Source organism: Flavobacterium sp. AK-301 (assembly GCF_058310215.1).
Genome location: NZ_JBZEES010000011.1, coordinates 71,407 through 86,249 on the forward strand (window position 1 = coordinate 71,407; position 14,843 = coordinate 86,249).

Genomic DNA, 14,843 nt, shown 5'->3' on the forward strand with positions numbered 1-14,843 from the left:
GTATCTTTGAGTCCGTTATACAACCGATATGAATAAATATATTGAAGTACGGAATGTTTATTTATGGATAGGGCTGATTTTCCTGTCTGTGCTGGTTATACTCGTTATTTATTTAGTAAGTCGGCTGAAAAAAGCAGAAGTCAGAAAGAAGAATATAGAACAGAAGTTTTCCGCTTTAGAATCCAAAGTGGATAATCTGCAACTGAAAACACTGGAATCCAGATTAAATCCGCATCTTTTTAAAAACGTGTTGAATTCGATTCAGTCTCATGCCTATCAGACTTATTTTGCACTGGATAAACTGGCGAATGTTCTGGATTATATATTATATGAAAGCCGAAAAAAGTTTGTTTCACCCAAAGAGGAAATAGAATTTGCGTTAAATCTGATAGAGATCAATAAGATCAAACTCAGTCCGCTTTTTGAACTGAAAGTAAAAACGAAGATTAATCCTGATGAGTTGCTTTTTGATCAGCGTCTTTTAGCCCCTTTAGTTTCTATTGATTTTATAGAAAATGCGTTTAAACATGCCGATTTGCAGAGTCCTGATGCTTTTATATCCGTAGTATTCGAATTTAAGGAAAGTACATTTTCTCTGACCGTATCGAATAAAGTATCTGATAAGAAAGCATTAAAGAAAGAACATAGTGGTTTTGGATCCGATACATTAGAACAGCGACTCGATATTATTTATAAAGGAAACTATAAACTAAACCGATTTATAGAAGAAGATATTTATATTGCACACTTAAAAATCAATTTACTTGAATACAAGGCTCAAATGCTTACTACTGGATGATGAACTGCCGGGACTTACGTATCTGAAAATGTTATGTGAGCAGATTCCGGAACTAAAGATTGTTAAGTCCTTTAACGATCCGGAAAAGCTGTTGGCAGAAATGAATACTCTTGAATTTGATCTGTGTATTCTGGATATTGAAATGCCCGGAATTGACGGACTGAGTGTAGCCCATCTGTTAAAAGATAAAATGATCATTTTTACGTCCGCTTATAAGGAGTATGCAGCAGAAGCTTTTGATATTGAAGCGATTGATTATATTACCAAACCCGTAAAAAGAGAACGACTTCATAAAGCGATACTGAAAGCGCTGGAACAAAGCAATAAGCGAAAAACAAATAAAAAATTTATCCAGGTAAATACAGATAAAGGAAAAGCATTGTTGTTTTTTGATCAGATTGCTCTGATTCGTTCTGCACAAATGGATAGTCGTGATAAAGAAGTCTTGTTAAAAGACGGTAATTCAGTAATCCTGAAAAATATTACTTACGATAAGTTGCTGAAACAGCTTCCCAAAGCAGATTTTTGCAGAGTTAATAAAAAAGAAGTAGTAGCGATGACCAGTGTACAGTTTTTTGTACATAATGAGATCACTTCTAATGTCACTCAGAAATCCGGTAAACTAATCACATTAGTATTAAGTGATTTGTATCGTTCTGATTTTTTGATGAAGATTAAGGTCTGAACTTATTACATTTTTACCCCGTCTTGTTACATTTCTTCTACTATATTTAGCGATATCAGTTTTAAATACAAAGGAAGTTTACATCTTTGTATCAGTTAATTGAGCGAAAATAAGATCGTTATGAAGAAGTTTAAGAACACTTATTTCTATGTAGGAGTCATGGGAATTGCGGCAATACTGATGTATTGGATCGTTTCAAAAGGGAAAATGCTGGAAATCGGCAGAAATGTAGTGGTTTCAAACACATCAGAAAGTCAGTGGGATACTTTTACAACCTCATTATTACATAGTTTACAACACCCGTTAGCTATATTATTAGCGCAGATCGTTACTATTATATTAGTAGCCCGTTTATTTGGGTTTATTTTCAGAAAGATCGGACAGCCTTCCGTTATTGGAGAAATTATAGCAGGTATTGTTTTAGGACCTTCTTTAGTGGGAATGTATTTTCCGGAATTTTCGATGGCATTATTTCCAAAAGAATCACTAGGGAATTTAGAGTTTTTAAGTCAGATTGGTCTTATCCTGTTTATGTTCGTAATAGGAATGGAACTGGATTTGAAAGTGCTGAAAAATAAAGCACAGGAAGCAGTAGTCGTAAGTCATGCCAGTATTGTGATTCCGTTTACATTAGGAATGGGGCTAGCCTATTCTATTTATGATTCATTTGCGCCGGATGGAGTTGAATTTCTTTCATTTGCTCTATTTCTGGGTATTGCAATGAGTATTACCGCTTTTCCGGTTTTGGCACGTATCGTTCAAGAACGTGGAATGCATAAAACCCGTTTGGGAGCGATGGTAATTACCTGTGCTGCGGCAGATGATATTACCGCTTGGTGTATTTTGGCAGCAGTAATAGCTATTGTAAAAGCAGGTTCTTTTGTAAGTTCCCTTTATATAATGGCTTTAGCCGTTATTTATGTCTTGTTGATGTTGAAAGTAGTACGACCATTTCTGAAAAGAGTAGGTGATTTGCATTCTACAAGAGAAAATTTAGGAAAACCGGTAGTCGCTATTTTCTTTCTGACGATGGTTATTTCAGCTTATGTTACAGAAGTAATTGGTATTCATGCTTTATTCGGGGCGTTTATGGCTGGTGTGATTATGCCGGACGTAACAAAGTTCAGAAATATATTTATTGGAAAAGTAGAAGATGTTTCTGTAATCCTGTTATTACCTCTGTTTTTTGTGTTTACAGGATTAAGAACCGAAATTGGATTATTGAATGATCCTGCATTATGGAAAGTGACCGGACTGATTATCCTGGTTGCAGTAGTCGGGAAATTTATAGGAAGTGCCCTTGCTGCAAAATATGTGGGGCAGAGCTGGCGAGAAAGCCTTATGATTGGTGCGTTGATGAACACAAGAGGTTTGATGGAACTAATTGTACTGAACATTGGGTATGATCTTGGAGTACTTACCAAAGAGGTTTTTACCATGATGGTTATTATGGCATTAGTGACCACTTTTATGACCGGACCAGCATTAGACCTGATTAATAAAATATTTAAAACAAAAGATCCTGTTATTCCGGATGAGATCAGTAATAAGGCTAAGTACAGAATTTTAGTTTCGTTCGGAAATCCGGACAGAGGGAAAAAATTACTGAGACTGGCACATAGTTTTGTAAAAAAGCAAAGTGGAAATTCTTCTATTACCTTGATGCATTTATCGTCCAGTAATGATACTCATTCCTTTAATGTTGAAGAAAGTGAAGAAGATAGTTTTGCACCTATTATATCCGAATCAGAAGAGCTGGATCAGAAGATTATCACTTTATTTAAAGTTGCCAATGATATTGATTCCGAAATAATAGATGTAGCAAATCAGGGAGAATATGATTTATTATTAGTTGGTTTAGGGCAGTCCATATTTCAGGGAACTTTATTAGGAAGAGTTTTAGGATATACGACCCGTATTATTAACCCGGATCGTTTAATAGATAAATTTACAGGAAAAGAAGGTTTGTTTGAGAATTCTCCATTTGATGACAGAACCCGTCAGATTCTTCTTAAAAGTAAAATGTCAGTAGGAGTATTAGTCGATAAAGATTTGGAAGAGATCAATCAGGTATTTATGCCTGTTTTTTCTCAGGAAGATATTTTTTTAGTTGAATATGCTCAGAAATTAATCAATAATAATGGTTCCCAGGTAACAGTTATTGATGTTATGGGAGAGATCAAAAACAACAGTGAAATAAAAGAAACCATCCGTTTAATAGAGCAAACCGCTCCTAATCATATTACAATGACAACGGAGCGTACTATGAAAAAAGAGTTTCTGGAAAAACAGGATTTGATGCTTATCAGCCTGGATAGTTGGAAAAAATTACTGGAATCGCAAAGTATTTGGTTAAGTAATGCACCCTCAGTGCTGATTATAAAACCATAAAAGTTTATACTAAATTAGGTTAATTCGTTTGTAAAAGAGGTTGTCTGAATACACAGACAACCTCTTTTTTTAGTTATAGGCTTTTATTCTTGTAGTCTATTTTGTAGTCATTCCAGGTTAGTTTAAAATTAAAATGGAGCTCAAATATATACTGTAATTCGTTGGGTAGCCGATACCTGTATTATAAAAAAGTCAAAACATATTCGATATTTTTAAAACTATTGCTACACTACAGCCTGAATAGTTACATATCCTATAAATATTCAATACAATAAGTTTAAAAAAAATAAAAAAATATATTTTGTTGTATTGAATGGAAAAAAAATATATTTTTGCGACATAAAGTATAGTTAAAGATTTAAATTATGATTAAATGTACAAATTATAATTAAATTTAATAGTTTGTAATTATTAAACAAAAAATTTTATTATTTCGATTCAAATAATAAAATCATAGTATTCTCTATATACTAGATGGTGATATAATAGATAATGAAATATTCCCTCTCCAAAAGGAAATTCCCTAGAACATAACAGATGAACAAGTTGGTTATAGCGGAAGAAAAAAGAGAAAAACGACTAAACCCCTTAGTATTTCACCAATAGGCAGGCTATAGTAATTAGGGCAAATGCTTTTGAACAAGCTATTTTTAGATAGCTTAAGTGGAAATTATAAATAAATAATCTAAAGTTTTTAAAAATCCTTTTTAAACCAAAATAATTTTAATGAAAAAAAAAACAGTACTCATTTTTGTAATTATTATAGTCGTAGCAATTGTAGCTTACGGTTATTTATATAAACCACATCGGGATATTGAAAACGAAGACGCGTTCGCTAGTTTAGATGCAGTAGCATTAGCACATGCGTTTGCTTCTTCACCTGAACAAGGAGAAAAATATCTTAACCAAACATTAGAAATAACAGGTAAAATCACTGAATTTTCAGATTCTACAATGGTTCTTGATGCTGTTGTTTTTTGTCTTTTAAGTAAATCGGATAAAAAATCTGAATTAGGGCAGAAAGTAACAGTCAAAGGAAGATGCATTGGTTATGATGAACTTTTTGAACAAGTGAAAACAGATCAATGTGTTATTAAAAATTAGTTTATGAAAAAATATTATGTTTATTATTTGGTGTCGTTTGCCTTACTATTAACAAACCCTTTATTTGCTCAGGAAGATTTACTTTCTGAATTAGAAGAAACTCAGGTAGAGGATCATAATGTGACATCGGTTTTTAAAGCATTACAGATTGTGACATTACAATCGACAAAACTTCCTGCAGAAAAAGAATTTTATATGGTAGTGTCTCATAGATTTGGAACAGTTAAAAATGGGATTTCTGAATTTTTTGGTCTTGATAATGCAACTACAAAAATTGGAATTATTTATGGGGTAACGGATTGGTTTTCTGTGAGTGCTTCACGTCATACTTTGCTAAAAGTCTATGAAGCTTCTGCAAAATATCGATTTACAAGACAGAATGATAGATTCCCTTTTGATATCGTGGGATATTCTACTATAGACATTAATAGTAGCTTAAAAAAAGAAGAGTATCCTAAAATTCAGTTTTCTGACCGATTGACATATGTTCATCAGGTTCTTTTATCAAGGAAATTTTCTGAAAAATTATCTCTAGAGTTAGTTCCTTCCTTTATCCATAAAAACCTGTATGATCCTACAATTGAAAAGAATAATCAGTTTACTTTAGCGGCAGGAGGACGGATAAAATTAAGTAAAAGACTATCTCTTAATTTAGAGTACGGATATAATTTTAATAAACCTGATATTTATAATAACCCATTATCAGTAGGTTTAGATATGGAAACGGGAGGACATGTTTTCCAGTTGTTGTTTACTAATTCTCAGATGATGACAGAAGGCGGATATCTCACAAATGCTTCGGGAGATTGGGGTAAGAGTAATGTTTTCTTTGGATTTAATTTATATAGAGTTTTTTAAAATATATATATGAAAAATTTTCTTTATTTATCAGGTTTGGTAGTATTGCTTTACAGTTGCAATTCTAATACATATGAGGACTTAACAGATCCGGTTATCGTTGAAGGGACGGTTACCTATTCTGCAAATATAAAGTCTATAATTGATACTAATTGTGCAGGTTGCCATTCAGCAGGAAGCGTCGCATCTTTTAGACCCTTAACAGTATATGCAGAAGTAAAGAGCTCTGTTCAGGATAATCTATTGGATCGTATTAGTAGACACAATGGGGAGTCTGGATTAATGCCTCCAAGAGGAAGAATGTCACAGGCACAGATTGATTTGATTTTTCTTTGGAATTCTCAAGGATTACCGGAATGAATAATATAATACTAAATAATATAACACTAAAAAATATGAAATCATTAATTATCGTTTTTTTTCTGAGTTTTACCACAATCGTATCGGCTCAGAAATATATGACTAAAACAGGGGAGCTAACTTTTCAGGCTTCTATGCCTGCTTTTGAAGAAATTGTTGGAAAGAATAAATCTGTTTCAGCAGTTCTGGATGTTTCTAAAAATGAATTAGCAGTTCTGACCTTGATGAAAGGATTCCGTTTTAAAGTGTCTTTAATGGAGGAGCATTTTAATGAAAATTATGTTGAATCTGATAAATATCCTAAAGCTAGTTTTAAAGGAAAAATAGAAGATTTAGACGTGATGAAATTAAGTGAAAAACCTCAAATATTTAAATTGACAGGGGATTTAACATTACATGGCAAAACAAAAAATATAAGTGTACAAGTTAATATTGTAAAGTCGGATAAAGCTAATACAATTACAATATCAGGAAGTTTTAAAGTTAAATCAGAAGATTTTGATATTAAAATTCCTAAAGCGGTCAGAAATAAAATAGCAGATTTAATTGATGTTTCTTTTAATCTCCCATTACTACAAAAATAAGATTTCCTGGTAATAAATATAAAAAGAAGAGGAATATCTGGCTTACATAGAAGAGGGTTGTCTGTATTTCAGATAACCTCTTTTTGTTTTTAATCTTAGTTTCTATAGAAAAGAAAGAGGTACCCGAAGACACCTCTTTACAAAATTAAAAAAACTAAAATTAAGGCAATATTTTTATAAGGTAAAGTAAGGCAGTAAGGTCCAGAGGTAAAACAGGAAATCGAAGATTTCGAATTTTGTACCTCTGCACCTTTGCGCCTCTGAATCTTTTTTAACTTCTTTATCTAAAACTGCGCTGTTTCCGTAGAATCTTTCATTGCCATAGTAGAAGCCGTTCCCGCTGTAACCGTGTTCTGTACCGCATCAAAATAAGAAGTTCCTACAAAGTTTTGGTGTTTTACCGCTTTAAACCCGTGTTGTTGTAAAGCGAATTCTCTTTCCTGTAATTCAGAGTAGCCCGCCATACCACGTTCTTTATATGCTTTTGATAATTCAAACATACTAGTATTCAGTGCGTGGAATCCTGCCAGAGTGATAAACTGGAATTTATATCCCATTGCAGCCAGATCCTCTCTGAAGGTTTCCATTTCTGCAACAGACAATTTAGCAGCCCAGTTAAAAGAAGGAGAGCAGTTGTAAGCCAGCATTTTATCCGGATATACTTCATGAATTGCATCTGCGAATTTTTTAGCAAAAGCCAAATCAGGATTACTCGTTTCCATCCAAATCAGATCAGCATAAGGAGCATAGCTCAAACCTCTGTCAATTCCCTGATCAATTCCTGCGTTCACATAGAAAAAACCTTCATTACTACGTTCTCCCGTAACAAATTTGTGATCTCTGCTGTCAATATCACTAGTTAACAAATTTGCTGCATCAGCATCCGTTCTGGCAACAATAATAGACGGTACACCCATAACATCCGCTGCTAATCGTGCCGCGATTAATTTATTGATCGCTTCCTGCGTTGGTACCAGTACTTTTCCTCCCAAGTGACCACATTTTTTTGCAGAGCTTAGTTGATCTTCAAAATGTACTCCCGCAGCACCCGCTTCGATCATGGATTTCATTAATTCAAAAGCATTCAAATTACCTCCAAAACCCGCTTCCGCATCCGCAACAATAGGAACTAGATAGTCTTTCAAGTCCTTAATTCCGTTTACGATCTGGATCTGATCCGCTCTAAGTAAAGCATTATTTATTTTTTTCACTACCGTTGGCACGCTGTTCACAGGATATAAAGATTGATCCGGATACATTTCGCCGGATAAGTTAGCATCAGCAGCAACCTGCCATCCGCTTAAATAAATAGCTTCCAGTCCTGCTTCCACTTCCTGTACTGCCTGATTTCCGGTTAGTGCACCTAAACCGGCAACAAAATCCTGAGTGTTCAGCCTTCTCCATAGTTTTTCGGCTCCGATTCTTGCAATACTATGTTCAATTTTATAAGATCCCTGTAAAGTAATTACTTTTTCTGCTGTATACGGACGAGTTACCCCTTTCCATCTTGCATTAGTAGACCAGTCTGTGATTAATTCCTGAATTCTTTCTTGTGTTGTCATAATTATTTGGTTTGGTTTAAGGTTGGTTAAATATATTGATAAGCCGGTATCGTTAAAAATTCTTCAAACTCTTTGTTCAGTACCAGATCATCCAGTAACTGTTTAGCAAGAGTGTATTTTCCTTTTTCAAAAACGACTGTTTCCACTGTTTTTCTGATATTCTCTAATTCCTGAGCAGCATACCCATTATATAAAGTTTTAGAAAAAGGTGTTCCATCTTCCATTATCACTTTATTTTGTAGCCATTGCCATAACTGAGACCTTGATATTTCAGCCGTTGCAGCATCTTCCATTAAATGATAAAGAGCAGCAGCACCCTGACCGTTCAACCAGGAAGCGATATACAGAATGGCAATATTGATATTCTTTTTAATACCTTCCTGAGTAACCGTTCCTACAGGTTTTTCCAATAAATCCTTTTCAGTAATGTTCAGATCAGCTCTTTTAATGTGGATCTGATTTTTTGTCGGCATGATTCGGTTAAAAACCGTCATTGCAACAGGCACCAGAGCAGGATGAGCCACCCAGGTTCCATCATGTCCATTTTTCGCCTCTCTTTCTTTATCTGCAATAACTTTCTCAAAAGCGATTTCATTTGCAGCAGGATCATTATTTACCGGGATCTGAGCAGCCATTCCCCCCATAGCATGAATACCTCTTTTATGGCATTTTTGAATTACCAGTTTAGAATAAGCACTCATAAACGGACTGGTCATAGTTACCTGATCTCTGTTAGGAACCGTTCTGTCAGCATGATTTCTTAATTTTTTGATATACGAAAAAATATAATCCCAGCGTCCGCAGTTTAGTCCCACAATATGATCTTTTAATTCATAAATGATCTCGTCCAGCTGAAAACTAGCTGTAATCGTTTCAATAAGAACAGTCGCTTTAAAAGTTCCTTTTGGTACACCAAAATAAGCCTGAGAAAATTCAAAAACAGCATTCCACCAGCGTGCTTCCAGGTAATGTTCCAGTTTTGGAAGATAGAAATAAGGAGCACTGTCTTTTTTGATTAGTTTTTTATAATTATGGAAAACATATAATCCAAAATCCATTAAAGAGCCGGATGTTTCCTCATCATTAATCAGTAAGTGCTTTTCTGATAGATGAAGTCCTCTCGGACGTACAATCAGAACAGCCGTTTCCTTATTCAACTCATATGTTTTATCTTTTTTAGTATCAATTACTTTTATTTTTCTGGCTACAGCATCTTTCAGGTTTTTTTGTCCCGTCATCAAGTTATTCCATGAAGGAGTAGTACTATCCTCAAAGTCCGCCATAAAAGCTTTTGCTCCAGAGTTCAGGGCATTAATAATCATTTTTCGATCCACTGGTCCTGTAATCTCTACTCTTCTGTCCAAAAGATCTCCAGGAATAGGAGCAGCAACCCATTCACTGTCTCTTATTGAGCTGGTTTCTTTTGGAAAAGAAGGAAGAACTCCTGTATCAAACTGTTTTTGTGACTGTTTTCTTTTTTCTAAAAGTTCAAGACGTTCCGCATTGAATTTTTCATGTAAAGCTATAAGAAAAGCCAGTGCCTCATCCGTTAGAATTTCAGGATGATAGTTGCTCACATCGCTTGTAAACGCTACGTTTTTTAAATCTTGTTTTGCTATGTTATTCATAATGATATGGTTTGGTTATGACAATATTATAAAAAAGTTTTTTATAAAACAAGCGAACGTTCGCTAAAATAACATAATTCTTTAAATTTGTTTTTTTGCTAAAAAGCGTATCTTTGAAAAATGGTTGTAGAAAAAGAATATATCAAGCTGATCTTCGGACTAAAAATGAAGCAGATTCGAACAGAGAAAAACCTGTCTCTTTTTGGACTGGCAAAGCTGACCGGATTATCAAAATCATATCTGAATGAGATCGAAAAAGGGAAGAAATATCCCAAGACCGATAAGGTTGCACTTCTGGCACAACATCTGGAGGTGTCCTATGATAATCTGGTATCCTTAAAACTGGATAAAAATCTGGCACCAATAGGTGAGATTCTGCAATCCGGAATTCTGAAAGAAATTCCTCTTGATCTTTTTGGAATAGAAGAAGGCGATCTTATTGATATTATAGCAAATGCACCTGCAAAAGTGAATGCTTTTATCAGTACGATCATTGAAATTTCACAACATTATAATGTAAGCAGAGAAAGTTTCTTTCTCGCTTCTTTACGATCCTATCAAGAGGCACAGAATAATTATTTTGAAGATTTAGAGGAAAAAGTAGTACAATTTTCAAAAGCGTATCAGATTAATTTGGAGTCCAGAATTTTATCTGAAGAATTAAGAGAAATTCTAGTTGAAGAATACGGTTATATTATAAATGAGAATGAGCTTTCACAACAACAGGAATTAGGAACACTCAGATCCGTATATGTTCCAAAAACAAAAACACTTCTGATTTCAAAAGACACTGATGAATCTCAAAAGGCTTTTATTTTTGCAAAAGAAATTGCCTATAATTATTTATCTATAAAAGAGCGGTTATATACCTTTAGTTGGATCAAATTTGAGAATTTCGATCAAGTACTGAATAATTTTTACGCATCCTATTTTGCAGGAGCACTAATTATTCCGAGAAAACAACTAGTAGCAGAACTAAATTCTTTTTTAACAGAAAAAAAATATGATGCTGTTCGTTTTATCGAAATGATGGGACACTTTAATGCTTCACCGGAATCTTTTTACCAGAGATTAACGAATATACTGCCAAAAGATTTTCAGCTGAAGAATTTATTTTTCCTGAGACTAACCCATAAAAAAGGAAGTACTAAATATCAGCTTAAAAAAGAACTACATATCACACATCAGCAAGAACCACGTGCTAATGAGTTCAATGAACATTATTGCAGGCGATGGGTAGCTATTCATACCATAAACGAAATAGTAAAAGAACCAAAAGAACATACTTTTGAAACCCAGATTTCTCATTATGCCAACAGTAATAATGAATATATTATTTTCTCGTCCGCTACACCGGACCCATTTAATAAAGATTATCTCAGAAGTATATCCGTAGGCGTTCTGATTACTCCCGCACTAAAAAATAAATATAAATTTATTGAAGACCCTTCCATAATAAGAAGAGTAGTAGGAGTTACCTGTGAGACCTGTGCCGTTGAGAATTGTCTAGAAAGAGTCGTGCCACCAATACAGTTAGAACGAAAACAACGCAATTTGAAAACAGAAATGTTAGTAGAAAATCTGATGGAAAAATTCGGTATTTGACCCTATGATTCCGTTGTACCTCTAGACCTTTGCTACGAAATATTTAGAAACACTTTGCGAACTTAGCGTAAAGTCTTTGGGTACAACATTGCGATTAAATCCCCTAAAATCCAAAAGAAAAAATATACGTTAATTTAATAGACACATTCTGATCAAATGTAGGTAGATGATTTGGTCCATATCTATAGAAACCGGAGAGTCCGAAACCTTTATAGATCTGATTTAGTTCCATTCCCGATTCTATAAACCCGTCGTTCAGGGTTTTATAATCAATTCCGATATGTTGTTCCGGTTTATCCATATTACCCCATCCATATCGGGTAACTAATACTAAAGAAGGTTTAATGCCACTCGTGATTTTTAATCTTTTAAAACCGTGTTTCAGTTGCAGGAAAACATATTTATTAGAGAAAAATTCATTAAAATACATAGTTTCAAAACTATTCTTACCTGCAATAGTAATTCTTTTCAAAATACCGTCTTTATCCAGGTTGTTAGGAGAAGTACTGTACAGATGCGTCAGAGGAATATCCCCAAATGCATAACCCGCACCCATTAAAAAAGAAGTTTTCTGTCCGCTCAGATATTTTTTTTCATATTCCGCTCTGAAATCAATTTTCCCAAAATTAAAATCATTACCCATTAGTTTAGGCAATGACTGAGTATACTGGAAGGTAAATTTAGGGAATCGTTTTTCGATCTCTATTTTTCCCGTAGGAGTCTGCATGAAATCACTAAACGGATTCCATTGAATAGAGACCATTGCGGTGGTCATTACAAAATGGTCATAGAGTCTGCCGTCCAGATTGTACAGATAATTGAATCTGGGTTCAATTTCGTTGCGTGTAAGCTGCCAGATACTTTCCGTTTTTGGGATGATTTTTGTTTCAATAAAACCATTCCATGTTTTATGGTTGTAGAAGGTGCTAACGTTGATTGGTCGTGGATCATACAGCCTGAAAACTCTTTTATCAATAGCAAACGTGGTACTACCAATTTCACTTACATCATCCGTATAAGAACCACCGATCCAGGTATTAGAGAATTTTCCCAGGCGGGCAGCTCCACCAAGATTGTATTTAAAAGCATTATCCTTTATACCATAAGCTCCGTAACCTTCCAGACGGTATTTAGAAGAAAACTTATCATTCGTAACCCCACCTAAACCGAAGCGGAATCCTTCATAGTTATTATACTTTAATAAATAGCGCAGGTCAAAATCAAAAAAACGTACCGGTAAATACCCGTTTAGGATTCGTCGTCCTATTTTTAATTTTTTCTCGATTTTTTCCTTTTTCATGATACTGTCCAGAGCAGTATAAGTACGTTTACCACGATCGTCCAGATCTTCCTTTCTGTAGATACTCCAGTAAGTCTCATCCTGTGTGATTGCCTGTTCCTTTATCTCTATTGCAATAGCAGGATGTTTAATAGTAATTGGAACATTATATTCCGGATCAAAATAGAAAGATTGTGATAACAGATAAATAAAGTCAGAAGCATCCTTTTCATCAGAGGAAATATCCTTTTCATCCTGAGCTTCAAATTTAATATTACCACCCAGAATGCGAATATCTTTATCATTATTCCCTTTCACGATTTTAAATACTTTTTTAATCGGAAACCAGAGATCTTCCTCAGGAAGATATTCATATTCATGCGTGGCACTAATATCCAGGACATTTTTTACTCTCAGGATTGCTTTAGCAACAGCATAATTCTTCTGATCTATATATAGAATTCCTTCTAGTCCATCTTTTTTTGATTTTCTTTTCTTTTTAAAGTAGATCATATAAGTATTCCGATTCTTTATTCTAACCGTATCCAGTATTTTGAAATTATATATAGATAAAGCGTAGTCAGCGATCGGTCCATCATATTTTGTTTCAAATAGTTCATATCGGTTGTCATAAATAGAAAAAGACTGTAGTTTTACCCCGATCAATTCATAAATGGGTTGTTTAAATCCTGCCATTTTAGAAGCCAGTACCGTTTCCTTAAACCCCTGATTATTAAATTGAATCTGAGAAACTTTCTCAGTCTGGTAGATATGTTGTTTATCGATTATTTTTTTAAATTTATAATCAGCAGAGTCAATTTTTACAAAAAGTTTTTTGTTTCTTTTATTGATAAAAATAGAATCCAGATCTCCATTGATAGAGTCAGGATTTGCGGTGATTACCAGTTTATTATACGCTTTGAACTGAAAGCTTTTTAATTTCTTTTCCGGGTCATTGTCGGATTTCTTCCGGATAACATTTTTTAAGATGTTGATAGCCGGATTTGTGATCTCAACCGTATTCAGATATTCCGTGATTGGTTTAACATGAATAATATAATGTTTTTTTGTGCGGTCTGTTTTGGTCTTTTCAGAGGTATAGCCAACGTAGGAAACCAGAATCGTAGTTGTGTTTACAGAAGTCTGTAGTAAGAACTTGCCGTCAACATCCGTTATAGTTGTTATAGAATCGTTAGAAGTAATATTTGCAAAAGGTAAGGGCTTTCCCGTCTCACTATTTTTCACAATACCCGAAATCTGATCTTGTGAAAAACATAAAATACTGTAAAAAAATAGAAAAAAGGGAAATAATTTCATTAAAACAGAATTTAGTAATAAGACTTAGTGGGTAATAGATTAAAAAAATCCGCCGTAGCGGATTTTAATAAATGGTCAGAAATTAGACTTTCATTATATCCGCTTCTTTTATGGCGAATAAGTCGTCAATTTTCTTGATATACGTATTGGTCAGATTTTGAATATCTTCTTCTGCACTCTTACAAATATCTTCAGAAGTACCTTCCTTTTCCAGTTTTTTGATTTCCGTGTTAGCATCTTTTCTTGAGTTTCGAATACCGATTTTAGCATCCTCAGCTTCCGATTTAGCCTGTTTTACCAGATCACGACGACGTTCTTCCGTTAAAGGTGGCACACTGATAATAATGTTGTCACCATTGTTCATTGGGTTAAAACCTAAATTAGCAACCATGATTGCTTTTTCAATAGGCTGTAACATGTTTTTTTCCCAAGGCTGGATAGTAATAGTTCTTGCATCAGGAACATTTACGTTGGCGATTTGTGAAAGTGGAGTAAGAGAACCATAATAATCAACTTTTACACCACCTAACATTGCCGGACTGGCTTTTCCTGCACGGATGTTTAAGAATTCTTTTTCCAGGTGTGCAAGAGAACTTTCCATTGCCTCTTTTGTACTGTCCAGTATAAAAATTATATCTTCAGTCATTATATTATATTTTTAAAATTCTTTT

Annotated in this window: 12 protein-coding genes; 8 read left to right on the forward strand and 4 right to left on the reverse strand. The window is 34.2% G+C overall.

Annotated features, from left to right (window positions below):
- The first annotated feature begins 28 nt into the window (after positions 1-28).
- The 7 genes from AC4FQX_RS12945 to AC4FQX_RS12975 all read left to right on the forward strand — a co-directional run bounded on the left by AC4FQX_RS12945 (position 29) and on the right by AC4FQX_RS12975 (position 6,781).
- Positions 29-799, forward strand: a complete 771-nt coding sequence (locus AC4FQX_RS12945; protein WP_491168128.1) for a sensor histidine kinase — start codon at positions 29-31, stop codon at positions 797-799.
- A complete protein-coding gene (locus tag AC4FQX_RS12950; protein WP_491168129.1) occupies positions 765-1,484 on the forward strand; it encodes a LytR/AlgR family response regulator transcription factor in 720 nt (239 codons plus the stop codon). The genes AC4FQX_RS12945 and AC4FQX_RS12950 overlap by 35 nt, the downstream gene beginning before the upstream one ends.
- Positions 1,485-1,604: 120 nt before the next feature.
- A complete protein-coding gene (locus AC4FQX_RS12955) occupies positions 1,605-3,875 on the forward strand; it encodes a cation:proton antiporter domain-containing protein (RefSeq protein WP_491168130.1) in 2,271 nt (756 codons plus the stop codon).
- Positions 3,876-4,601: 726 nt separating this feature from the next.
- Positions 4,602-4,979 (forward strand): OB-fold protein, encoded by a 378-nt coding sequence (locus AC4FQX_RS12960; protein WP_491168131.1) that lies wholly within the window; start codon positions 4,602-4,604, stop codon positions 4,977-4,979.
- Between the two features lie 3 nt (positions 4,980-4,982).
- The gene (locus AC4FQX_RS12965) at positions 4,983-5,837 is read left to right on the forward strand and encodes a DUF5777 family beta-barrel protein (RefSeq protein WP_491168132.1); all 855 of its coding nucleotides are present in this window, start codon (positions 4,983-4,985) and stop codon (positions 5,835-5,837) included.
- Between the two features lie 9 nt (positions 5,838-5,846).
- On the forward strand, positions 5,847-6,197 hold the full coding sequence (locus AC4FQX_RS12970) for a c-type cytochrome (RefSeq protein ID WP_491168133.1): 351 nt from the start codon (positions 5,847-5,849) through the stop codon (positions 6,195-6,197).
- A gap of 35 nt (positions 6,198-6,232) precedes the next feature.
- Positions 6,233-6,781, forward strand: coding sequence for a YceI family protein (locus tag AC4FQX_RS12975; RefSeq protein ID WP_491168134.1), 549 nt, complete (start codon positions 6,233-6,235; stop codon positions 6,779-6,781).
- Between the two features lie 284 nt (positions 6,782-7,065).
- Here the strand turns inward: AC4FQX_RS12975 and aceA are convergent, their stop codons facing one another.
- Both aceA and aceB read right to left on the reverse strand, forming a co-directional pair.
- Positions 7,066-8,346 carry an isocitrate lyase gene (gene aceA, locus AC4FQX_RS12980; protein WP_491168156.1) on the reverse strand — a complete coding sequence of 427 codons (1,281 nt, stop codon included), beginning with the start codon at positions 8,344-8,346 and terminating at the stop codon, positions 7,066-7,068.
- Between the two features lie 23 nt (positions 8,347-8,369).
- Positions 8,370-9,971, reverse strand: coding sequence for a malate synthase A (gene aceB / locus AC4FQX_RS12985; RefSeq protein ID WP_491168135.1), 1,602 nt, complete (start codon positions 9,969-9,971; stop codon positions 8,370-8,372).
- Positions 9,972-10,091: 120 nt separating this feature from the next.
- Here aceB and AC4FQX_RS12990 point away from each other — a divergent pair, with 120 nt between their 5' ends.
- Positions 10,092-11,576: a helix-turn-helix domain-containing protein gene (locus tag AC4FQX_RS12990; protein ID WP_491168136.1), complete on the forward strand. Its 1,485-nt coding sequence runs from the start codon at positions 10,092-10,094 to the stop codon at positions 11,574-11,576.
- A gap of 103 nt (positions 11,577-11,679) precedes the next feature.
- Here the strand turns inward: AC4FQX_RS12990 and AC4FQX_RS12995 are convergent, their stop codons facing one another.
- The gene (locus AC4FQX_RS12995) at positions 11,680-14,172 is read right to left on the reverse strand and encodes a DUF5686 family protein (protein ID WP_491168137.1); all 2,493 of its coding nucleotides are present in this window, start codon (positions 14,170-14,172) and stop codon (positions 11,680-11,682) included.
- 82 nt (positions 14,173-14,254) lie between these two features.
- On the reverse strand, positions 14,255-14,818 hold the full coding sequence (gene frr / locus AC4FQX_RS13000; RefSeq protein ID WP_491168138.1) for a ribosome recycling factor: 564 nt from the start codon (positions 14,816-14,818) through the stop codon (positions 14,255-14,257).
- Between the last annotated feature and the right edge of the window lie 25 nt (positions 14,819-14,843).

What these genes read in the sequence shown, in the direction of transcription:
- aceB (WP_491168135.1), bottom strand. Translation starts at nt 9,971, where the DNA reads ATGAATAACATAGCAAAACAAGATTTAAAAAACGTAGCGTTTACAAGC.
- AC4FQX_RS12965 (WP_491168132.1), top strand. Translation starts at nt 4,983, where the DNA reads ATGAAAAAATATTATGTTTATTATTTGGTGTCGTTTGCCTTACTATTA.
- AC4FQX_RS12945 (WP_491168128.1), top strand. Translation starts at nt 29, where the DNA reads ATGAATAAATATATTGAAGTACGGAATGTTTATTTATGGATAGGGCTG.
- frr (WP_491168138.1), bottom strand. Translation starts at nt 14,818, where the DNA reads ATGACTGAAGATATAATTTTTATACTGGACAGTACAAAAGAGGCAATG.
- AC4FQX_RS12960 (WP_491168131.1), top strand. Translation starts at nt 4,602, where the DNA reads ATGAAAAAAAAAACAGTACTCATTTTTGTAATTATTATAGTCGTAGCA.
- AC4FQX_RS12955 (WP_491168130.1), top strand. Translation starts at nt 1,605, where the DNA reads ATGAAGAAGTTTAAGAACACTTATTTCTATGTAGGAGTCATGGGAATT.
- AC4FQX_RS12975 (WP_491168134.1), top strand. Translation starts at nt 6,233, where the DNA reads ATGAAATCATTAATTATCGTTTTTTTTCTGAGTTTTACCACAATCGTA.
- AC4FQX_RS12970 (WP_491168133.1), top strand. Translation starts at nt 5,847, where the DNA reads ATGAAAAATTTTCTTTATTTATCAGGTTTGGTAGTATTGCTTTACAGT.
- AC4FQX_RS12995 (WP_491168137.1), bottom strand. Translation starts at nt 14,172, where the DNA reads ATGAAATTATTTCCCTTTTTTCTATTTTTTTACAGTATTTTATGTTTT.
- AC4FQX_RS12990 (WP_491168136.1), top strand. Translation starts at nt 10,092, where the DNA reads ATGGTTGTAGAAAAAGAATATATCAAGCTGATCTTCGGACTAAAAATG.